The sequence below is a fragment of the Pectobacterium atrosepticum genome, from assembly GCA_019056595.1.
In the GTDB taxonomy this organism is placed as follows: domain Bacteria; phylum Pseudomonadota; class Gammaproteobacteria; order Enterobacterales; family Enterobacteriaceae; genus Pectobacterium; species Pectobacterium atrosepticum.
The window spans coordinates 2,609,240-2,631,922 of the sequence record CP036163.1 but is presented as its reverse complement, the minus strand read 5'-3'; the positions used below and the strand labels follow the sequence as shown (position 1 = coordinate 2,631,922).

Sequence of the window (22,683 nt, the reverse complement as noted above, 5' to 3'; positions counted from 1 at the left end):
ATTGATGGCGGAATAAACGTAACAAAATCCCTTAATTTATTCATTGCCCGGGTGATTAATATTATTTTCTTATAGCAACTAAGATGGGTAATAAATATTAATCAATAGAGAAGTACCCAATAAGGATTAGATCCTTTTCTTATCGTTTATTTTTTTGTAATTTATTATTTTCAATTGTGACATTTATTAATTAATGTCGATTTTTTAACCTTGTTATTTATTTTTTTCTACCCCGATATCATAAAAAAGCCGCTGAGAATTCAGCGGCTTTTTTTACGGTAAGAGACCGAAGGATGCTATCGATCGGTCACGCTCGTTAAAAGGTTTCCCAATTATCACTGCTTGTGCGGCCTGATTTGCCTGCCAGAGCCAGCCTTGGCGCTGTCGGCTGCTTCACTTGTGACGTCAGCCGTGGCGCTTTAGTCTGGATACCGTTGAGTTTGAAAACACCCATTAATTCCAGCAGCGTTCTGGCCTGTTGGCTCAGGCTATCGGCGGCGGAGGCGGATTCTTCAACCAGTGCGGCGTTCTGTTGGGTCACCTGATCGAGCTGATTCACAGCATCATTGACTTGAGCAACGCCCTGTTCTTGCTCGTGCGTGGTCAAACCGATCTCATTGAGCAGGTTAGCAACGTGCTGAGACTTCTCGACGATTTCTTTGATGGTGATACCCGCGTCGTTAACCTGCTTCTCACCCATTTCCACGTTGGCGACGCTCACGCTAATCAGATCTTTGATTTCACGTGCGGCAGAGGCGGAGCGCTGTGCCAGAGAGCGTACTTCGCCCGCGACCACGGCAAAGCCACGACCTTGTTCGCCAGCTCTGGCCGCTTCAACGGCGGCGTTGAGCGCCAGAATGTTAGTCTGAAAGGCAATGCCGTCAATGACACCGATAATATCGCCGATCTTACGCGAACTGGCGGTGATATCTTCCATGGTACGCACAACGTTACTGACCGCATCGCCGCCTTTCTGCGCCGTGGTGCTGGCGGAATGGGCTAACTCCGTTGCGGTGCGCACGGTTGCCGCATTCTGCTTCACCGTGGTATTCATTTGTTCCATAGAGGCGGCGGTTTCCTGAAGATTCGCGGCCTGTTCTTCTGTACGTTGGCTCAGATCGGTGTTGCCCATCGCAATCTGTGTCGCGCCTGTGGCGATCGATTCGCTACTCTGATGCACCTGACCGACAAGGTTACTCAGGTTTTGACGCATATCTTCCATCGCTGCGAGTACGCTGGTGGTGTCTCCGTCGCGCAGTTCAATCGTAACGGCCAGATTCCCCTGTGCAACCTGACGTGTCACTTCCAGCGTGTAGGCGGGTTCTCCCCCGAGCTGACGTTTAATAGTTCGGGTGATCCACCATGAGATCATCGCTCCCAGCGCCACAGAAAGCAGGGCGATGATGACCATCAGCGAGCCCGCGTTAGTGGCGTTTTTTAAAGACTGGTCGGCGATTTCAACGGTGAGCTTCTCTTGCCAGTTGACCATATCATTCAGGGCCTTGAAAACAGCATCTTGCTTAGCCCGCACGTCTGTTAATAACAGATTTTGAGCTTCACTGTTCTTGTTCGCCATTGCCAGCGTGATGGCGTTTGCCATGCTGCTGCTATAGGCCGGGCGTACGCGCTGGAGTTCGGCGACCAATTCCTGAGCATGTTTCTCGGCGGTACTGTCATGTATTTTCGAGAGTAACGCGTTATTGCGGGAGATCATCTCCTCGATACGCGTTTTCTCTTCCTGCACTAGCCGATCGTCTTCCTGCATCGTCAGGTTTCTGACGGCGATCGCGTTGGTGTTTATGTTGTCTTTAAACTCTTGCATCATCAGGAGGTTGGTAATACGGACCTGCGACAGCACCTGGATGTTTTCCCCGAGCTTGTCTAACTGGATACGACCAAATATCGCTACCAGAAAACCGATGGCGATGACCAGAGTAAAGCCAGTCCCTAGCATTTTACCCAGGCTGCTATTTTTGATGAGATTCATTGTGTCCCTAATTATACGTTGAGAACGAATATGGTGAGTACTGGCATGCTATTTATGTGAAATCGACGTTGCGAAAACGTATTTATTTTGCGAATACCGTGGCGTTACGATTTTAGGTAAATCCTTTCCTTCAATCATTGCCCATTTCCTTTAGGCTATAAACGTATTCCGCGTTTACTGGTACCTGTCATGCACTTCGCTAAGTGATGGCCGTGTCTGGTGCGGAGGAGCATCGAGTAATAAGAGAGAAACGATGGCGCAGGAGTATAAGAGGCGGCGGTAAAAGCCGCAATATCTCTATGGATTAAGAAGGGAATAAACTGATGCCCTGCTGTAATGCTAAATTGACAGTTATGCTAATAAACGTTGCAGCTATGATTTTTTGCCTATTTATTCAACCATAAAGAAGTGTTTGTTTTTTATTCATTGCTTTTTTTGAACAAGATGATGTTTTTACCATCATATATTTGATGGTTTTATAATCGCAGACTGACATTGTTTTGGTTTTTTATTGATTTTATTCAATCTCTATTAATATAAAGCCAATTATTAATTTTTATTAATTGCCTCTTCCTATTGAAAATAGTAGCCAGTTTCTTCAACGCGTGGCGGAAAAGTACTGAACGCTGATGTGAAGAGTTCAGGTTAGAAATGAATAAAAAAACCGCTGAGCGATCAGCGGTTTTACGTTTCTTTTTACTACTAATCGTTAAAAGGTTTCCCAGTTTTGGCTGTCGCTTTTTGTTCTGCCTTTAGGGCTTGCGAGAGAAAGCTTTGCACTGGAGGGTCTTTTCAACTCTGGCGCGGTGCGCTGTGACGACCCGCTTTCAACAATGAAGACTTTCATCAGTTCTACCAGATGAGCAGCCTGATCGCTCAGACTATCGGCGGCGGATGTGGATTGCTCAACAAGTGCCGCATTCTGCTGTGTGACCTGATCGAGCTGAGTGATGGCATCATGAATCTGCGAAACGCCGGATTCTTGCTCCTGTGTGGTGACGCCAATTTCGTTGATCAGATCGGCAACGTGGCGCGCCTGACGTACCAATTCTTCGATTGTCGTTCCCGCATCGCTGACCAGTACGGAACCCACCTCGACTTTCTCAACGCTGTGGCCGATCAGCTCTTTAATCTCTTTGGCGGCAGTTGCGGAGCGCTGTGCCAGCGAGCGAACTTCACCTGCTACCACGGCAAAACCACGGCCTTGCTCACCTGCTCGTGCGGCTTCTACTGCGGCGTTGAGCGCCAGAATGTTGGTCTGGAAGGCGATACCGTCGATAACGCTGATGATGTCGCCAATTTTGTGCGAGCTATCGCTGATCTCTTTCATGGTGACAACGATATTGCTGACAGCTTCACCGCTTTTAGCGGCGGTATTGCTCGCGGCCTGTGCCAGCTGAGCGGCGTTACGTACGGTATCTGAGTTCTGGCGTACGGTTTGGCTCATTTCTTCCATGGAGGCTGCGGTTTGTTGCAGGTTAGCCGCCTGTTCTTCCGTACGCTGGCTGAGATCGGTGCTGCCTGCGGCGATCTGGCCTGCACCGGTCGCGATAGATTCACTGCTTTCACGCACCTGCTCAACAATACCACCCAGACTTTTGCGCATGTGATTCATCGCAGACAACAGGCTGCTCGTGTCGCCTGCCGCCAGTTCAATCGGTATAGCGAGATTGCCCTGCGCGATTTCCTGCGTTACCTGCGTGGCATAGGCGGGTTCACCACCCAATTGCTTCTTGATGTGACGAGTAATCAGCCAGGCGATGCACACACCGATCAATGAGGCGATGCCAGCCAGTATCAGCAGTGAATTGCCATCATAGTAGGACTCTTCAATCGCATTGGTTGCGGTTTGCGTGGTGTAGTCTTTCTGCAACTGAATCATCGTGTTCAGGTTGTTAAAAAGCTTGGTTTGTATCGGCTCAAGCTGGGTTCTGACTAACTCGATGGATTCTGCCTGTTTATTGTTGAGCGACAGGGCAACGGACTGACGGCCCACGGTGGCAAATTCAGTACGATTTTGCTGAAGTTCACCCAGAATATTGCGAACCTCTTTTGCTTGTAAATTTTCTTCCAGTTGAGTGACTAGCTTTGCGTTTCTGGCGCTCGTGGTTTCAATCAGTTTTTGATTGTCCTCCAGAACCTTTTTTTCCGTTGTGATAAGCATGCGCAAAGTGGCTTTGATCGTCACGTTCAGGTTGTCTTTCAATTCTTGCAGCACGATAAGATTGGCAAGATGGTTTTTGGCAAGGTTGTCAGTCGTATTCCCGAGGCCAACCAGATGCGTTCTACCGAAGATGGCCACCAATAGGCCGATAATAATAACAATGGCAAACCCTGAACCAACCTGGGTACCCAGTTTCATTTTTTTTGTACGCTGCATGTTATCCTCATGACTTATTGACAATATTTATTGTTATTAAGCTGATTTTTCTTTTGTGCTAAGAAAGCAATGTGCTGGCGCGGTCCCCGATCCCTTTGATGAATAACTAACCAGTCCATACTGGAATATCGGCATTTTTTGGGAAAACATTGATTTTAATTCTTGCTGCTGCGGGCAGGCTCACGATGATGAAAAAAACAGAAAGCGTCGTGCGTTGGGGGCTGGCGGTGAAGAGATGTGAACGTAAACTGGGAGAGGCATGACCCTCCCCCTGCCTGGAATCAGAACTGTTCCCAGTTTTGGTTATTGCTTCCCGCGCTGCCTTTAGGGTTGGCGAGAGAGAACTTTGCGCTGGAAGGTCTTTTCAGCGGTGGTGCAATACGCTGTGACGACCCGCCTTCAACGATGAAGACCTTCATCAGTTCTACCAGATGGGCAGCCTGATCGCTCAGACTATCGGCAGCGGAAGCGGATTGCTCAACGAGTGCGGCGTTCTGCTGTGTGACCTGATCGAGTTGGTTAACGGCATCATGAATTTGCGAGACGCCAGATTCTTGCTCCTGCGTGGTGACGCCAATTTCGTTGATCAGATCGGCAACATTGCGCGCCTGACGGACCAATTCTTCGATCGTCGTTCCCGCATCGCTGACCAGCGCAGAACCCACTTCGACTTTCTCGACGCTGTGGCCGATCAGCTCTTTAATCTCTTTGGCGGCGGTGGCGGAGCGCTGTGCCAGCGAGCGAACTTCACCTGCGACTACTGCAAAGCCACGACCTTGCTCACCTGCGCGAGCGGCTTCCACCGCGGCGTTGAGCGCCAGAATGTTGGTCTGGAAGGCGATACCGTCGATGACGCTGATGATGTCGCCAATTTTCTGCGAGCTGTCGGTAATTTCTTTCATGGTGACAACGATATTGCTGACGGCTTCTCCGCCTTTCGCGGCGGTATGACTGGCGGCTTGTGCCAGTTGAGCGGCGTTACGTACGGTATCCGAGTTCTGGCGTACGGTTTGGCTCATTTCTTCCATAGACGCTGCGGTTTGTTGCAGGTTGGCCGCTTGTTCTTCCGTGCGTTGGCTAAGATCGGTGCTGCCTGCGGCGATCTGGCTGGCACCGGTCGCGATAGATTCACTGCTTTCGCGCACCTGTTCAACAATGCTACTCAGGCTTTTGCGCATACCGTTCATGGCTGCCAGCACACTGCGGTCATCACCGGAACGCAGGTTGACGGCTACCGCCAGATTTCCTTGTGCGACCGCTTGGGCGATCTGTGCGGCGTAGGACACTTCGCCACCCAACAAGCCTTTGATCGTACGAGTAATCAATACGGAAACCAGAATGCCAACGAGAACCGCAATCGCCGCGTAGAAGATCAGAGTGTTACCATCTGAGCGAGCTTCCTGCATGGCGCTTGCCGTCATCTCCATCGTCCGCTTCTTCTGCAATTCCGTCATGCTGTCCAGCGCGGCGAAAACGGGTGCCTGCGTAATTTGCATTTCATTGACCATGAGCTGCACGGCTTGCGCTCTTTCTTCGGCGTTTTCAGATACGCCAAGTTCTACGGCTTTATTCACTGCGTCCCGATAGGCTGGGCGAGCCTGCGTCAGGCGGTCCAGCGAGTCGCGAGACTCTGCTTCAGACAGGTTAGAATACAGTTTGGTCAGGATGTCGGTATTGCGGACAATTTGCTGATCAATCAGGCGTTTTTCTTCCTGAATGCGGCTGCTGTCGCTTGTCAGGCCGATAGTACGCACTGAACGGGCCACGGCATCAAAACCGCTTTTGGCATCCTGTATCAGGATCAGGCTGGTCAGGTTTTTTTCGGACAGCGACTCAATATCTTCGCTCAGATCGAGCAGATGCACACGTCCCAGAACGGCGACCATCAAACCGATGATGATGACAGAGGCGAAGCCAGAACCCAGCATGGTGCCAAGCTTCATTTTTGCTAAAAAATTCATAGTGTTCCTTTATTATTTTTCATCGGCTGATGCAGGCTCATGCCGTATGGATTTGGCATCTTCTACTTCTACTTCCACGAGAGGTCAGGAATAAGGCGTATTTCCGATTACATCATGTATTGGCATGCGAACTTGTGTCGTGGTGATAAGGGAACGCGTGGTTTCTTACCCCGTATGGATTATAACGGCAGCGCTTGGATATTCAGATGTGGAATATAAGAATAAAACGGGCGTATTTTCTGGCATAAGGAGGAAAACCGCTGAGTGTCAGCGGTTTTCCGTGGCGGAACGCGGTGACGCTTACATGACCAGCCAAAGCGCCCAAGTGAAAAGGAACCCAGCCAGTCCGAGGATTGTTGTCAGTACCGTCCAGGTGCGCAGGCCATCGGCGACGGACAGCCCCAGATATTTGGTGACAATCCAGAAACCGGAGTCATTGACGTGCGACAGGCCTAATCCGCCAAAACAGGCAGAGAGCGTCACCAACACCAGTTGCATTTGGTTCAGGCCACTGACGGCTTCACTTAGCAAGCCGCAGGTGGTGAGAATAGCGACGGTGGCAGAGCCTTGTGAGGCACGTAGCGCTAGCGACAGGATAAATGCGGCAGGCACCAGCGGCAGATGAATGCTGGTCAGCGTATCCGCCAGCGCTTTACCGATGCCCGATTCCACCAGTACTTTGCCGAATACGCCACCCGCACCGGTCACCATGATGACCATCGCAGCAGCAGGCATCGCATCGCCCATCACACCGCTAGCTTTTTCCAGCGACCAGCCGCGACGCAGGGCAATCAGCCAGAATGCCAGTGCCAGAGCGATCAGCAGCGCTACGGCGGGAGATCCAACCAGCGACATGACGTTACGCACCGGATGTCCGGCAGGTAAAATGGTCGCAGACACGGTGCCAAGCATAATGATGGCGATAGGAATGGCGATCAGCGCGGCAATCAATCCAGCTGAAGGGGCAGACGCGGGAGCCGTGTCCGGCGTGCTGTCTTCCGGTTTCGCCAGCTGTAACTGCTCTAACACTTCGACGGAAAGCGCATATTTACGGCGGTTCATAGCCTTGGCTGCCCAGTAGCTGATGATGCCGACAGGAATCGACACCAGCAGACCAATGATGGTCAGCCAGCCGATATCGGCATTCAACAGGCCAGCAGCGGCAACCGGGCCGGGGTGGGGCGGCAGCGCGACGTGCACCGTCAGCATTACGCCTGCGACGGGCAAACCGAATTTAATCGGAGAGACTTTAGCGACTTTTGCAAAGCCGTAAATAATCGGAGCGAGGATAATAAAGCCGACATCGAAAAAGACCGGAATACCCAGAATAAAGGCGGCGATGGTTAATGCTGCCACCATCAATCCCGGCCCCATTAATTGGGCAAAGCGGTGCGCTAAGGATTCCGCGCCGCCGGACACTTCGATCATTCTGCCGAGCATGGCACCGAGGCCGATAATAATTGCCACCGAGCCAAGAATACCGCCCATGCCGGAGGTAATCACCTTAATCACCTCACCAGTCGGAATACCCGTAGCTAAGGCAACGAGTAAGCTAACGACCAGCAGGGCGACAAAGGGCTGAATTTTAAATTTGATGACCATCAGCAGCAGGAGTAATACCCCGGCGATAGCGATGCAGAGTAAGAGCGAGGTGGCCATATTCTTATCCTCATTGACCCATTGTTTTCAATTCAGAGGCTGAAAAGGTATTGGGTTATTGTTTTATTTGAAGAAAAGGGTGACCTGACTCCCGCATTTGAATAATGCGGGAATCTGATCTTTTCTTTTTTATTTATTCGCGTCTAACGAATATGTCTCTGGTGTTAATATTATTTCTTGGAATTAGTGAGTTAGTGTTTTTTCTCCAGCCAGGGTTCAGCCCAGCCCAATCCGTCTTCGGTTTTACCACGCGGGTTATATTCACAGCCAATCCAGCCGGAATAATTCACGCGATCCAATTCGGCAAAGATGAATGGATAATTAATTTCTCCTTCATCGGGTTCATGCCGTGCCGGAACCGAAGCAATTTGAATATGTCCGATGCGGCCATCTAAATCGTGAATAATTTGCGTCAGGTTGCCATCGACAATTTGTGCGTGAAAGAAGTCCACCTGAATATAGATATTCGGCCGGTCGATCAGATTGGCTAATTCCAGCGCCTGATACTGACTGGCGAACAGGTAATTCGGTTTCACCTTCGCACTCAGTGCTTCAATCATGATATTGATGCCATGCGGCGCGAATTTATCAGCCGCGTAGCGCAGGTTATCGATGAAGGTTTGCTGATAGGCGTCACGGTCTTCACCGGGCGGAACGACGCCTCCCATCACCAGTACTGAAGGACAATTCAGCGCCAGTGCATATTCCAAGGCGTTATCGATGTCCCGACGGGCATCTTCAATACGGTCGGGCAGGGCAGACACGCCCCATTCACCCGCGGCGATGTTGCCGGGCGCAGTATTGAACAACACCTGCTTCAGGCCATTCTCCCTCAGCTTTTCCGCCAGCAGCGGTGCCGGATATTCATAAGGAAACAGGTACTCGACCGAGGTAAAACCCGCATCGGCAGCGGCTTTAAAGCGATCGAGAAACGGAACGTCTGTAAACAGCATAGAAAGATTGGCAGCAAACTTAGGCATGGTAACTCCTTGGCTCATCAAGAGAGCTCGGCAATATCGTCAGCGGTGAGGTAGCGAATTTTTCGGTCACCGAGAATAAAAATCAGCTTGGCGGTTTCTTCCAGCTCTTCCATGTTGTCCGCCGCTGCCCGCAGATTCTTACCGGTGACGACCGGGCCGTGGTTAGCCAGCAAGAAGGCTTTATAACGCGAGGCCAGCTTCGCCAGATCTTCACCGAGCCGCGCATCGCCGGGGCGGTAATAAGGCACGACGGGTACTTTACCGACGCGCATCACCACATAGGGTGTGAACGGCTTGATGGCATCCTGCGTATCCAACCCTTCCAGACACGAGAGCGCCGTCAGGTAAGTGCTGTGCAGGTGAACGATCGCTTTGCATTCGGGATCGTTACGGTAAATCGACAGGTGAAAACTGACCTCTTTCGATGGTTTATCGCCGGAAATCCACTCGCCGCTCAGGCTAACTTTGGACAGCCGCTCGGCATCCAGTTCGCCGAGGCAAGAGCCGGTCGGCGTTGCCAGCAGTGTACCGTCGTCCAGTAGAAGGGAGAGATTGCCAGCAGAACCGGTGGCGTAGCCGCGCTGGAAAAAGGATGCGCCCAGCTTGACCATTTCCGCGCGTGCTCGCTGCTCGCTGCTCAGCGACGCCTCTGTGCCGTTGTGATGTTCACTCATGCGGCAAACTCCTTTTGGGCGCGGGCAAAAAAGTCTTCATCGCCGAAGTTACCGGATTTCAACGCCAGCGAGAGTGGATGAGTGGTGGAACGCACCCACGGCACGCCGGGGGAAATGGACGGCCCAATATGGAACGCGTGAATACCCAGCGTTTGCACCACGATGCTGGACGTTTCACCGCCCGCGATGATGAAGCGCTTAAAGCCGTCTTCTTGAAGCTGGCGGGCGACGGCAGCAAACAGTTTCTCTACTGCATGGCTACTGGCTTCCGCACCCCAGCGCTGTTGAATCTGCGCCAGTTCGTCGGGTGAAGAGGTGGCGTACAGCAGCGGTGCGAGTGCATCGTCACGGTGTGCTTTCACCCAGTCGGCCAGTTCCTGCGCGTAGGATTGCTGAGCATCATCGCTTTCTAAGCAGCGAGCGACATCAATGGCACGACCCGCCGCCTGTTTCAGGTAGTGAGCGACCTGCTTGTTGGTCATCACTGAGCAGGAACCGGATAGCACAACGCCTGCGCCGGACTGCGGCTTACCTGCCTCGGTTGCGTAACCGGTTTGTTTTGTTGAGTCTGCCAGCTGGCGCGCCAGACCAATCGCTAGGCCGGAACCGCCAGTGACCAGTTTCATGTCGCGCAGTGCCTCGCCCTGTGTCAGCAGGTGCTGTTCGTTCAGCGTATCCAGCACCACATAGCGGATACCCTGTTCTTTCAACTGCACCAACCGCTGTTTGACGGCATCCGCACCCTGATCCATCACGGCATACGGCACCAGGCCGCATTGTCCCGCCGCCTGCTGTTCCATGACGCGCATCAGGTTGCTATCCGTCATTGGCGTAACCGGATGGTGGCGCATCCCAGATTCGGACAGCAGCTGATCCATCACGAACAGGTGGCCCTGATAGACGGTTCTGCCGTTCACCGGTAGTGCTGGAGAGATGATGGTTTGCGTTTCACCCAACTGCTCTAGCAGCGCGTCGGTCACCGGGCCGATATTGCCTTTCGCGGTGCTGTCGAAGGTGGAACAATATTTAAAATAGAACTGCTGGCAGCCCTGTTGTTGCAGCCACGCCAGTGCATTAAGTGAATCCGCCACAGCCTGTTCCGCCGAGCAAGAACGTGATTTCAGGCTAATTACGACGGCCTGTGTGTCGACTTTAAAGTCGGACGGCGGCACACCGTTGAGCTGCACGGTCGGCAGCCCGTTGTTCACCAGAAAGCTGGCGATATCCGTGGCACCGGTAAAATCGTCGGCAATCACACCTAGCTTAATCATGGTGCCTCCTTCTTTTCCGGCAGCGTAATGCCGTTAAAAATCTTGATGACCGCGCTGTCGTCTTCTTTACCGAACCCAGCGTTGCTGGCGGCGGTGAACATGTTGAACGCGGTAGAGGCCAACGGCAGCGGGAAATGAAGAGATTTGGCGGTATCGGTGACCAACCCCAGATCTTTGACGAAGATATCAACGGCCGATTTCGGCGTGTAATCGCCATCGACAACGTGGCGCATACGGTTTTCAAACATCCAGGAATTCCCGGCGGCGTTGGTTACCACGTCGTACATGATATCCAACGGGATATCGGCGCGGGCGGCCAGCGCCATCGCTTCTGCACCCGCGGCGATGTGTACGCCCGCCAACAGTTGGTGAATAATTTTAACCGTTGCGCCCAGCCCAATTTCTTCACCGATGCGGTAGACCTTGCCCGCGACGGCGTCGAGTACCGGTTTCAGTTTCTCAAACGCCAGATCGGAACCCGATGCCATTACCGTCATGTCGCCTGCGGCGGCTTTCGCGGCACCGCCGGATACCGGCGCATCCAGCATGACGAGCTGATGTTCCGCCAGACGCTGCTCGATATTTTTGGCATCCTGCGCGGAGATCGTTGAGGACACCATGACCACGGTGCCGGGCTTGAGCTTCGCTGCTACCTGCGGCTCGCCGAACAGAATCCCGTTCACCTGTGTAGCGTTCACCACCAGCAGTACCACGGCATCCAGCTTGTCAGCGAAAGCATCAATGCGCGTGTCAGCCTGCGCCGCACCCGCCTGACGTAACTTTTCGAGTGCCTGCGGATTGATATCGACGCCGTATGTCGTCAGGCCCGCATTGATGCAGGACGCCGCAGCGCCAAACCCCATGGAACCCAGACCGATAACGGCGACAGCATAATCAGAAGTCTTTTTCATCGTGGTTGCCTTGTTAAAATTAGTGATTTTTTGTGCTCTGGTGTTAAATATAAGGACTATCAGAACAAATTGTGGTGATTTTTATCACATAAATTAACATTTAAATCGTGATGATTCAGTGTAGTTGAACACCGTTTACTGCGTGATTTTCGTTATTAGTTTTATTTATCAGATGATTATGTCTATTTTGACGCTGGGGGATGATGAGAACGGTCATGTCTGGCGTGGTTTGTGGCGTGAATTTATGGTAATTATCGTCATTAAACGGGGTGTTTCTCACAATCTTTACCAAACTGACTTTATCAGACCAGCATTATCAAACAGGGAACGGACAGCGTGATACCAGTAGAACGTCATCAACAGATTCTGGCGCTGATCGCCGAGCGCGGCGCGGTAAGCATTAACGAGCTGACTGAGCGGCTGGGCGTGTCGCACATGACGGTGCGGCGCGATGTGCAAAAACTGGAACAAGACGGCCTGCTGCTGAGCGTCTCCGGCGGCGTGCGTTCACCTGAACGGCTGGCGACTGAGCCGTCGCATCAGGATAAATCCGTGATGTTCAGCCAGCAAAAAGCAGCGATGGGTAAACTGGCCGCGCAGCACATTCCGTTGAATAGCTGCATTTATCTGGATGCGGGTACCACCACGCTATCGCTAGCGCGCGAACTGGCCGAGCGTGACGATCTCCTGATTGTCACCAACGATTTTGCGATTGCCGCTTTTCTGATTGAGTCCAGCCAGTGCCGTATGATCCACACGGGCGGCACGCTGTGTCGGGAAAATCAATCCTGCATTGGTGAAGCGGTGGCACAGGCGCTGCGCAACCTGTTTATCGATATTGCGTTTATTTCTGCATCCTCATGGAGCCTGCGCGGGCTGTCCACGCCGAACGAAGACAAAGTGGTCGTGAAACGTGCGGCGGTGGAAGCCAGCAGAAAACGCGTCTTGCTGTGCGACACCTCAAAATACGGCCGCATCGCCACCCATCTGGCCACGCCGCTCGACGTCTTCGACAGCATCATTACCGATGACGGCCTGCCCGTCGCCGCCAAAGAGGCGCTGAGCAAAATGGGTGTGGAGGTGCTGGTGGCGGGGTGAGGAGGATAGCCAAATTGGGACGGCCTAACTATCGTCTTGAGTCCAATGTGGAAATAAACGTATTATCGTGATGTCGTTAATTAAATAAACTCATGAAAAACAAAGGAATGTAAATAATGAGCGTGCGTAGTGAAATTATTGATGGCCGACAAGCCTCTGGTGTGACATATGGCTTGATTTATACCGAGGTGCTAGGTTGGATTGATTTAGGCCATGCGAAAGGGGACGACATTAAGGATATTATTCAACAAATGTATGTCGGAGAGAATACTGAAGATGGAATGCCATACTACGATGTGACCTATAAACAAGGCATGATTGGGCTCAGAAGAAGTGTCACTATCAACCGGTTTATTAAATGGCGGATAAGAAAAGGAAGATCTCTTCAGGAAAGACAGAGTATTGCACTTGCTATGATGCTCACCGTTGCGAAACGGTTTGAATCTATGCAGGCCTCTTTTCCATTCAATTTAGTTACAGATAGTGGATTTAGTGGGGAAGATCTTGTTTCAGATTTATTAGGTTTTTACCGAGTGGTTTCTACTCCTAACCCTTTTTATTTATTACGGCCAGTGAGTAAAGAAGAAGCATTAAACCGATGGGATTTTTATGGCCCTATCGGAAATTTCAAAAATATAGGATTCCGCCCTATTTTATTTCCAGACCCTGAGAAGATGCCGCATGCTCAACCTCGATTGGGATATCTCCCCTCTTTTATGCAAACAATACAGCCCTATAATGATTTTAAGTCAGGAAATGTAGGTATTGCATCCTACGATGGCACTGAAATTATAACGCATTTCTTTGAATAAAATGAAAAAAAAGATAATTATATTACTCGCCGTATTACTCCTAATTGCCTTGCCACTTATCTATTATTGGCCTGCAATAGTCATTCTGACAGAGGGGAGTTCTCGTTATTCGGAACAGGACACCCGACGATATGAAATGCTGACGGACGAGATCATTAAAAATTGCCCGCGCATTTCTTCTGTCTATGATTTTGGCTATGCCACGGTTGATGGCCCTGCGTTGGAAGTCAGCAATATTACGTTTCAAAATACCAATGATGCGACAAATATACGCGCTTATTTGAAGTCGCTTGGTTTTACCCTGAGTTATACAGACACGACAGGTGAGTATTGGAAGTCTACAGATTCAGATAAAACGATACATATAGGAATCATCAGAGATCCTAAAACCGTTGTCGTTGATGTTATTCGAAAATAGCCCTGTTCGGGGTAGCCAGTGCGTTTGAATAGATACGTAGCTCTCCACTTGTGACACCTGCCGTCATCCACGTGTAGTGAAAACCTGTAAAATCTACTTCACCTAGGATAAGTGAGTTTTTACTTATGCCTCTCCTTTCCTTGTAATTTTTCCGTCATCTCCCAGTTATTTTTCTGTCATGCGCCCGTGTCATGTTTACCTTCGCATAAAAAACGCCGTGATGATGGCGAACTTAATTGATTGCAGGAGACAGGCATGTTCAACAACACAATTCGTAAAACACATGCTATTCGCACCGCAGCGGCGTGTGTGGCATTCGCGCTGATGAGCGCCGGTGCGCAGGCCGCGACAGATATTCCTTTCTGGCATTCCATGGAAGGCGAGTTAGGGAAAGAAGTGAATTCTCTGGCTGACCGTTTTAATAAAGAACACACCGACGTAAAAATTGTACCGGTCTATAAAGGTAACTACGAACAGAACCTGGCTGCCGGGATTGCGGCCTACCGTGCTGGGAATGCGCCCGCTATTTTGCAGGTCTATGAAGTCGGTACTGCGACCATGATGGCAAGTAAAGCCATCAAGCCAGTCTATGAAGTCTTCAAAGACGCTGGCATTAATTTCGATGAGTCGGTGTTTGTACCGACCGTCTCCGGTTATTACACCGATGCGAAGAGTGGTCACCTGCTGTCGCAGCCATTTAACAGCTCGACCCCCGTGCTGTATTACAACAAAGATGCTTTCAAGAAAGCCGGTTTAGATCCAGAGCAGCCGCCGAAAACCTGGCAGCAAATGGCTGACTACACCGCCAAATTGCGCTCAGCCGGGATGAAGTGCGGCTACGCTAGCGGCTGGCAGGGCTGGATTCAGATTGAAAACTTCAGCGCCTGGAACGGTCTGCCCGTTGCGACCAAGAATAACGGCTTTGACGGCACCGATACGGTACTGGAATTCAACAAACCTACGCAGGTCAAACACATTCAGCTGTTGCAGGACATGAACAAGAAAGGTGATTTCACCTATTTCGGACGCAAGGATGAGCCGACCGAGAAGTTCTATAACGGCGAATGTGCCATGACGACCGCGTCTTCCGGCTCGCTGGCGAACATTCGGGAGCATGCCAAGTTCAACTATGGCGTCGGTATGATGCCGTATGACGCCGATGCTAAAGGCGCGCCGCAGAACGCCATTATTGGCGGAGCTAGCCTGTGGGTGATGGGCGGTAAAGATGCGGCGACCTACAAAGGCGTTGCTGAGTTTATGCAATTCCTGGCGAAGCCAGAAAATGCCGCTGAATGGCACCAGAAAACCGGTTACCTGCCGATCACCACGGCGGCGTATGAGCTGACGCAGAAGCAGGGCTTCTATGAGAAAAACCCCGGTGCGGATATTGCTACGCGTCAGATGCTGAACAAGCCACCGTTGCCGTTCACCAAAGGTATGCGTTTGGGCAATATGCCGCAAATTCGTACCGTCGTGGATGAAGAATTAGAAAGCGTATGGACAGGTAAGAAGACGCCACAACAGGCGTTGGATAGCGCGGTAGAACGCGGTAACGCGCTGCTGCGTCGCTTCGAGCAGTCAACGAAGTAATACGCTGCTGTTGAGTCATATCGGGCCGAAAGGAATCGGCCTGTTTCTTTTCTGTTTGCAATGAGTTACCGCATGACATCATCCCGCCCCGTTTTTCGCAGCAGCTGGTTGCCCTACGTGCTGGTGTTACCTCAACTGCTGATTACCGTGATTTTCTTTATCTGGCCTGCCGGTCAGGCGCTGTGGTATTCGGTGCAGAATCTGGATCCGTTTGGGCTATCCAGTGAATTCGTCGGCATGGAAAACTTCCGGCAGCTGTTCAATAACCCCTACTACCTTGATTCTTTTTACACCACGCTGATATTCAGCTTTCTGGTGGCCGGGTTTGGCATGCTGATTTCACTCTTTCTGGCCGCGCTGGTGGACTATGTCATCCGTGCCAGCCGTCTGTATCAGACCTTGATCATTCTACCTTATGCCGTGGCACCCGCTGTCGCCGCCGTGCTGTGGATGTTTCTGTTTAACCCTGGACTCGGGCTGATTACCCATTTTCTTGGGCTGCTTGGCTATACGTGGAACCACGCGCAGGACAGCGGGCAGGCGATGTTTTTAGTCGTACTGGCGTCGGTGTGGAAACAGATTAGCTATAACTTTTTGTTCTTCCTTGCTGCGCTGCAATCGATCCCCCGTTCGCTGGTGGAAGCGGGCGCGATCGACGGGGCAGGGCCGGTACGGCGGTTCTTCAATCTGGTGCTGCCGATGATCTCGCCGGTGAGCTTCTTCCTGTTAGTCGTCAATCTGGTGTATGCCTTTTTCGATACCTTCCCAATCATCGATGCCGCGACGGCCGGCGGGCCGGTGCAGTCGACAACTACGCTGATCTACAAGATTTATCGCGAAGGCTTTGCAGGGTTGGATCTGTCCAGTTCGGCGGCGCAGTCGGTGATACTGATGCTGTTGGTGATCGGGTTGACCGTTATTCAGTTCCGTTTTGTGGAACGGAAGGTGAATTATCAATGAAGGTGAATCTATGAAGGTCAATGGCAATGATTGAGAATCGTCGCGGGTTAGATATTTTCAGCCACGTCATGCTGATCGTCGGCATTCTCGCCGTATTGTTCCCTCTGTACGTGGGGTTTGTCGCCGCCACGCTGGATAATCAGGAAGTCTTTCAGGCTCCGATGACGCTCATCCCCGGTTCGCACCTGTGGGGAAACCTGCGTGATATCTGGTTGCACGGTGCGGGCAATAACACCACGCCGTTCGGGCTAATGCTGCTCAATAGCTTCGTCATGGCGCTGGCGATCACGGTAGGCAAAATTACCGTATCGATCCTATCCGCTTACGCCATCGTTTATTTTCGTTTTCCACTGCGCAACCTGTTCTTCTGGATGATTTTCCTGACGCTGATGCTGCCGGTAGAAGTGCGTATTTTCCCGACGGTGGAAGTGATCGCGCGGCTGGACATGATGGACAGCTACACCGGTTTAACGCTGCCGCTGATGGCGTCGGCGACCGCAACTTTCCTGTTTCGCCAGTTCTTTATGACGCTGCCGGATGAACTGATGGAAGCGGCGCGTATCGACGGTGCCAGCCCGATGCGTTTCTTCTTCGACATGGTGTTGCCGCTGTCGAAGACCAATCTGGCGGCGCTGTTCGTGATCACGTTCATTTACGGCTGGAACCAGTATCTGTGGCCGCTGCTGATAGTTAGCGATGCCAATCTGGGCACCGCGGTTGCGGGGATTAAAAGCATGATTGCCTCCGGTGATGGTGCAACCCAGTGGAATCAGGTGATGGCCGCGATGCTGTTGACCATGCTGCCGCCGCTGCTGGTGGTGCTACTGATGCAGCGCTGGTTCGTTCGCGGTCTGGTCGACAGCGAAAAATAAATCGAGACTAATTTCGGAAACGCTTATGGCATGTTTAAAACTTCAGGCTGTCACCAAGTCTTACGATGGCAAAACACAGATTATCCAACCCATCGATCTGGACGTCGCGGATGGCGAATTCGTCGTGATGGTGGGACCGTCGGGCTGCGGTAAATCGACGCTGTTGCGCATGGTGGCGGGCCTCGAACGTACCACCAGCGGCGATATCTATATTGATAACCAGCGGGTCACCGATCTGGAACCGAAAGATCGCGGTATTGCGATGGTGTTCCAGAATTACGCGCTTTATCCGCACATGAACGTGTTCGACAATATGGCTTACAGCCTGAAAATTCGTGGCTTCGGTAAGACGCAGATTCGTGAGCGTGTGGAAGAAGCGGCACGTATTCTGGAACTGATGCCGCTGCTGCAACGCAAACCGCGTGAGTTATCGGGCGGCCAGCGTCAGCGCGTGGCGATGGGGCGGGCGATTGTGCGTGAACCGGCGGTGTTCCTGTTTGATGAACCGTTGTCGAATCTGGATGCCAAACTGCGTGTACAGATGCGGCTGGAATTGCAGCAACTGCACCAGCGTCTGAAAACTACCAGCCTGTACGTCACGCACGATCAGGTCGAAGCTATGACGTTGGCGCAGCGCGTCATCGTGATGAATAAAGGTATCGCTGAACAAATCGGCGCACCGTCTGATATTTACCGCCGTCCAGCGTCACTGTTCGTGGCCAGTTTTATTGGTTCACCGGCGATGAACCTGTGGGCAGGGCGCATTAGCGATGACGGTTGCCGCTTTGACTGTAGCGCGCCGTTTTTTTTTGCATAGAATCATGATTAATTCCGCATAAGCTATAATCCCCATTTAACCGAGATTCAGCATTGTGCAATATCAGTCGCGAGGGTGACGTGTGAGTGATTACCAGATTAGTGTCGGCCGCTATGCTCGGCTGACGTCATTACCAAATGGGGTCTATGCACTTGTGATATATGGGGAGAACGTGAAATCAAGCGTGGCGACCCCGGTTGGAGGGAATCGCGCTGAGCTTCTTGGCCTGACAGAAAAACATAGCCCTCTAAGTTCAGGTGAGCGTAGCGGACTGGCTGACTATTTAATGCAGCGCGGTGTTCCTGAATAGTATTATTTCCAGCTAAATAAAAAGCCCGCCAGATGCTACTGGCGGGCTTCGCTTTCCCTGGCATATCATTATATTTTTAAAACCAACAACATAATGACATTTGGGCTGGCTATTTTATAAACGTTTATACAGATCAATTATGTGTTATTGATCGGTTGTAGCGATCAATCCACTATCTGGCACAGTCGGCCACTCGATATCAGTAGTGCTCACATCAACTCGACTCAGCAGCACCGTATATTTTTGCCACTCGGACAGTGCAGCTTTCTCGTCATCCGTCGCAATGTCTAGATTGACAGCATATGTCAGCTCGTTGATGCGTGCCGTGGCTGCGGCTTTACGCGTTGCCAGTTCCTGCTGTGCCGCTCTGATCTCTGCGGCGGCTTGTGCGACTTTATCTAGCACCCACGCTTTACCGTTCCACTTATCAAACTCGGTTGCCGGAGCCAGAAACGTCATATTTTCAGGCAGAGCACCGAATTGCATCACCGTCTGCGGCTGGCGGGTTTCTGTGCTGTAAACGGTCTGGCCGCGATAATCTGGCACTTGTTCCCACGATTTCCCATCAGCGGAACGGCGCAGGGCTTGGCCGACGGGCGGTAATTCTGGCTCGTCGGTATAGCTGTCGGCAGGAATACCAACACCCTGCATAACATACTCATAGCTGGCGTTCTGATATTCCCGCGTAGCCGGATTAACGTGATAAACCGTAATCCAGCCCGTGTTGATTGCCAGGCCGCGTTCGTTCAGTTCTGCGTTTTTAATTTGTGTTGAATAGTTGCTCATTATGCTGCTCTCACGATGTAGTTAAAGGCAATGTTGCGGGGACGGTTTTCGTTAGCTGTTGGGACTGCTCGCGACGCATCAAATCTCATGCGTGATGGGCATGAGTTTCCAGCAGCATCAGGAATCGCGCCGACCGCAAATTCATATAGCAGTTCAAATACACCACTGGATGACAACATTTCACCTAAAAACTGCTGGCTTGCTGCGCTAGTCCAGATTTCGCCGACTATGTTCCTGATCGCGTCACTTTGAGCGCTAAGCAGAGCACGACCAGAATCGACGCCGCGCCCGTCATCCCAACCCCGCATAAATTCACCGCGCAAGTCTGGTAAAACACCTGCTGGATATGCTGCGGCCAGACGCGGGAATGCTGATGTATCAAAAGGTTGACCATTGCATTTCAGCCATCCGGTCGGAGCGGTGGCGCGCGGCCACGGTTGAGGGATACCAGCTGTCACAGCTAATTCGTTTTGCACAAACGCAGTTGATGCGAGCTGCTGAGTGCTGGTACCGCTTGCAGCAGTTGCCCCATGCGGTAATCCATAAAAATTAATTTCGCCGTTATCAATGCGTATTGATGCTCCGGATCGATGCTCTAGAGTCAGCCCTTGCTCATTTGTGCCGTATCGCAGCCCGACGAATGCTATCGCCTCAGTGCTTGCTGCATTGTTAAACTGGAAGTATGCGCGCTGACCATAGTTTTCTGGTTTTACCGTTATCACGTCATTATCAACTGAGAACAGTTTTTTTCCCGTCACACGCTGAAATGTATCTAGCGTCATAGCGTTGATGTTTGACAAAAATAGCGGCTTGTTTGGAATGTCAGCGCCGTTCTGGTCTTGTGCCAACGCCCGGACATCACCAGCATTCAGCGTTATGTCAGCAGATAGCGACTTACCGTTAACTATTCGAGTCGATGGCACACGGTCATTCATGCTCACGTTTGTTGCAAACGTTGCTTTTAACGCCGTTAATAACTGATCAGTTTTATTCGGATCAATGACAATATCAGCATCTGCTAATACATAAATAATCTCAGCTTGCGAATTCCTGATCGCCGCTTGCACATCATTCATAAATTTCGCAGTGACAATCGTTCCCAGTTCACCCGTCAGCGGATTACCGTCGTGAAATACATTATCCGGCGTATTTACCGGGGGCATTAGGTTTTGCATAATCAGTTTTCCTGATACGAGAAATAACAAAAGGTGTGTGCTGGTTTCAGGTCATTGAATACCGACTCAATAACCGTGTCACCGAATGACAATAGACGCTCTCCGACCGCAGATAATCCCGCCCTGAAATAGTATTTTTTTACCTGCGTACCGGTAACATTGACGCGCCACGCCCAAAGAACGTCGTGATGCATTATTTGCTCACCGCAGCGGCTTACGCCTGTGCGGAACGGTCGCAGCTCATCAATCGTTATTGTGTAGCCGAGTCGTGATGCTAAACGCATAAAATATGGAATACTCAGCCCACCCGTTTCGGCAAGCTTTATCAGCACGTTGCCGAGTCGCTGCTGATAGCTGCTATCGACGGGTAGCGTGATAGCCAGAACGCGCTCCCAATCTGCTAACAGGCTTTGTGCAGCAACTGGCGTGATGCCGCCGAGCACGCGATTAGCCAGCAGCCTGGCTGCGTCCAGCACATTCCCTTCGACTTCCAACTCTGCGGCGATAACGGGCTGTGTCGCATCATATGAAACAGGTGGTAGTAACAGGCCGAGTAATGTTTTCGACTCACTCATAGCAATGACACCGCTATATTTGCAATTCGTAGCCACTCGACTTTATTTTCATCCGCTGCCGGATAAATATTGGCGGCAGGAGAAATAATATTGCGGTCTGTCACGCCGGATAATTGCGAAATAATCATTTCAGCCTGACTGCGAATAAACGGCTCACCGGGCGCGAGCGTATTGATATAATCCGTCAGCGCGTGATTAATTGCCGTTGTCGCTTCAATCAGTGTCACGCCAGACAGGGACACCCGCGCATCAATATCGATATTCTTGATTGTCGGGCCGATTATCATCGTGTTTTTTGCTGTGACCGGGCGAACATCATCAATGTACGTCTGCACCGCGCTAATGATTTCATCAGACGGCAAGCCGTTTGCAGACGTGATAACCACATCAACGGTTCCAAGGCCACGCCGGAGCGGATAGACATACGCAGACGTAACTCCTGTGATACTCAGCGCCCAGCGTTTGTAATCGTACTTATTCCCGCCCGCAGGGGGGCGGCGGATCAACTCAAGCAGACGCGCCAGCATTTCAGCGTCAGTCTCTTTGTCCGTTCCGCCCCCAATCAGACCAATGCTCACCGTGCTGTCATAACCATCCGGCGCACTGGAGAACGTGCCAGACATCACAGCGGTAGTGTTACCGACCGCGCCGGATGCTAACGCAATGACAGGAATAATTGCTTTGCCATCTGCGCCCACAGTGCCAGCCGCAGTCGTTGTGAATGACAGGCTACCGCGATTGATAATCTGCCCGACTGGCGCGACCGCGCCGACTTCGCCTGTGGCCGTAATTTCACCCGTGGCTGTGGTTGCAGCTTTACGTGAAATATCACGTAACCGGCAGTGCATCTCTAAAAATTCAGTGTCGGCCGTATCAGGGAATATCTGGCGAACTATCCAGCCTTGATGCTGATAAATGCCGGTCACAGCACTTGCTACGGACGATGCACGGACATAAAAATCACTGTCGTCGCTAATATCTGCATCCGGGCGCAGGTTTTTCAGGTCACGCAATAGACGACTGCGTGCTTCATCGAACGATGGTGTGATATGCGGCATCAGCTCACCCTTACCGGATGTCTAAAGGTTTGTGTTTGCTGTGCGGCCGTTGTGACCTCGATCAGCAACACCACCCAACCTGGCTCACTCGCAGAGACAGAAACGGAAATAGCAGAGGCGCGGCCATCGTCAACAATCGGCTGCAATGCTTCAGCCGCGTATTGCTGCGCCAGCTTATGCACCCGCGCAACGTCTTTCTCACGCGCCAACAGATGCAGCTTTGAACCTAACGACGGGGCGGCCCAGTACGAGCCTAGCGGCGTCATTAGGCGCAGATAAACGGCATTCGCTAATGTCGTTGTCGTCGTGCCGGTGTAATCGCTGGTTGTCGGGTTCAGTAAATTATCCATGCCGCCAGAATGGCAGCATGGGAGGCAATCAATAAGAGG

At 51.5% G+C, this 22,683-nt stretch carries 18 protein-coding genes and 2 pseudogenes; 7 read left to right on the top strand and 13 right to left on the bottom strand.

What is annotated here, in order from left to right; genetic code table 11:
* Nucleotides 1-316: 316 nt before the first annotated feature.
* From DCX48_12620 to DCX48_12585, 8 genes are all read right to left on the bottom strand, one after another.
* Entirely contained in the window at nt 317-1,987 is a 1,671-nt protein-coding gene (locus tag DCX48_12620; GenBank protein QXE15286.1) for a methyl-accepting chemotaxis protein, read from the bottom strand.
* A 709-nt stretch (nt 1,988-2,696) separates the two neighbouring features.
* A complete protein-coding gene (locus DCX48_12615; protein ID QXE15285.1) occupies nt 2,697-4,367 on the bottom strand; it encodes a methyl-accepting chemotaxis protein in 1,671 nt (556 codons plus the stop codon).
* Nucleotides 4,368-4,648: 281 nt separating this feature from the next.
* Entirely contained in the window at nt 4,649-6,328 is a 1,680-nt protein-coding gene (locus DCX48_12610; GenBank protein ID QXE15284.1) for a methyl-accepting chemotaxis protein, read from the bottom strand.
* Between the two features lie 300 nt (nt 6,329-6,628).
* A complete protein-coding gene (locus tag DCX48_12605) occupies nt 6,629-7,987 on the bottom strand; it encodes a GntP family transporter (protein ID QXE15283.1) in 1,359 nt (452 codons plus the stop codon).
* Between the two features lie 191 nt (nt 7,988-8,178).
* Nucleotides 8,179-8,967, bottom strand: coding sequence for a hydroxypyruvate isomerase family protein (locus DCX48_12600; protein ID QXE15282.1), 789 nt, complete (start codon nt 8,965-8,967; stop codon nt 8,179-8,181).
* A gap of 17 nt (nt 8,968-8,984) precedes the next feature.
* The gene (locus DCX48_12595) at nt 8,985-9,641 is read right to left on the bottom strand and encodes an aldolase (GenBank protein QXE15281.1); all 657 of its coding nucleotides are present in this window, start codon (nt 9,639-9,641) and stop codon (nt 8,985-8,987) included.
* A complete protein-coding gene (locus DCX48_12590) occupies nt 9,638-10,912 on the bottom strand; it encodes a four-carbon acid sugar kinase family protein (protein ID QXE15280.1) in 1,275 nt (424 codons plus the stop codon). The genes DCX48_12595 and DCX48_12590 overlap by 4 nt, the downstream gene beginning before the upstream one ends.
* A complete protein-coding gene (locus DCX48_12585; protein QXE15279.1) occupies nt 10,909-11,823 on the bottom strand; it encodes an NAD(P)-dependent oxidoreductase in 915 nt (304 codons plus the stop codon). The genes DCX48_12590 and DCX48_12585 overlap by 4 nt, the downstream gene beginning before the upstream one ends.
* 336 nt (nt 11,824-12,159) lie before the next feature.
* Here DCX48_12585 and DCX48_12580 point away from each other — a divergent pair, with 336 nt between their 5' ends.
* The 7 genes and pseudogenes from DCX48_12580 (at nt 12,160) to ugpC (ending at nt 18,372) form a co-directional block, all read left to right on the top strand.
* Complete coding sequence (locus tag DCX48_12580) at nt 12,160-12,921, top strand: DeoR/GlpR transcriptional regulator (GenBank protein QXE15278.1); 762 nt, start codon at nt 12,160-12,162, stop codon at nt 12,919-12,921.
* Nucleotides 12,922-13,037: 116 nt separating this feature from the next.
* Nucleotides 13,038-13,733, top strand: coding sequence for a hypothetical protein (locus DCX48_12575; protein ID QXE15277.1), 696 nt, complete (start codon nt 13,038-13,040; stop codon nt 13,731-13,733).
* A gap of 1 nt (nt 13,734) precedes the next feature.
* A complete protein-coding gene (locus DCX48_12570) occupies nt 13,735-14,151 on the top strand; it encodes a hypothetical protein (GenBank protein QXE15276.1) in 417 nt (138 codons plus the stop codon).
* A gap of 255 nt (nt 14,152-14,406) precedes the next feature.
* Nucleotides 14,407-15,741: a sn-glycerol-3-phosphate ABC transporter substrate-binding protein UgpB gene (ugpB, locus tag DCX48_12565; GenBank protein QXE15275.1), complete on the top strand. Its 1,335-nt coding sequence runs from the start codon at nt 14,407-14,409 to the stop codon at nt 15,739-15,741.
* Between the two features lie 72 nt (nt 15,742-15,813).
* Nucleotides 15,814-16,701, top strand: coding sequence for a sn-glycerol-3-phosphate ABC transporter permease UgpA (gene ugpA / locus DCX48_12560; protein QXE15274.1), 888 nt, complete (start codon nt 15,814-15,816; stop codon nt 16,699-16,701).
* Nucleotides 16,702-16,727: 26 nt separating this feature from the next.
* Complete coding sequence (gene ugpE / locus DCX48_12555; protein ID QXE15273.1) at nt 16,728-17,573, top strand: sn-glycerol-3-phosphate ABC transporter permease UgpE; 846 nt, start codon at nt 16,728-16,730, stop codon at nt 17,571-17,573.
* Between the two features lie 25 nt (nt 17,574-17,598).
* Nucleotides 17,599-18,372: pseudogene (gene ugpC / locus DCX48_12550) on the top strand (sn-glycerol-3-phosphate ABC transporter ATP-binding protein UgpC).
* A gap of 472 nt (nt 18,373-18,844) precedes the next feature.
* Here ugpC and DCX48_12545 read toward each other — a convergent pair.
* The 5 genes and pseudogenes from DCX48_12545 to DCX48_12525 form a co-directional block, all read right to left on the bottom strand.
* Complete coding sequence (locus tag DCX48_12545) at nt 18,845-19,486, bottom strand: tail fiber assembly protein (GenBank protein ID QXE15272.1); 642 nt, start codon at nt 19,484-19,486, stop codon at nt 18,845-18,847.
* A pseudogene (locus tag DCX48_12540) lies at nt 19,486-20,334 on the bottom strand (phage tail protein). The gene DCX48_12545 and the pseudogene DCX48_12540 overlap by 1 nt, the downstream one beginning before the upstream one ends.
* A gap of 329 nt (nt 20,335-20,663) precedes the next feature.
* Nucleotides 20,664-21,236 carry a DUF2313 domain-containing protein gene (locus DCX48_12535; protein QXE15271.1) on the bottom strand — a complete coding sequence of 191 codons (573 nt, stop codon included), beginning with the start codon at nt 21,234-21,236 and terminating at the stop codon, nt 20,664-20,666.
* Nucleotides 21,233-22,294: a baseplate J/gp47 family protein gene (locus DCX48_12530; protein ID QXE15270.1), complete on the bottom strand. Its 1,062-nt coding sequence runs from the start codon at nt 22,292-22,294 to the stop codon at nt 21,233-21,235. Before DCX48_12530 ends, DCX48_12535 begins: the two co-directional genes overlap by 4 nt.
* Nucleotides 22,294-22,644: a hypothetical protein gene (locus tag DCX48_12525; protein QXE15269.1), complete on the bottom strand. Its 351-nt coding sequence runs from the start codon at nt 22,642-22,644 to the stop codon at nt 22,294-22,296. The genes DCX48_12530 and DCX48_12525 overlap by 1 nt, the downstream gene beginning before the upstream one ends.
* Nucleotides 22,645-22,683: the final 39 nt, after the last annotated feature.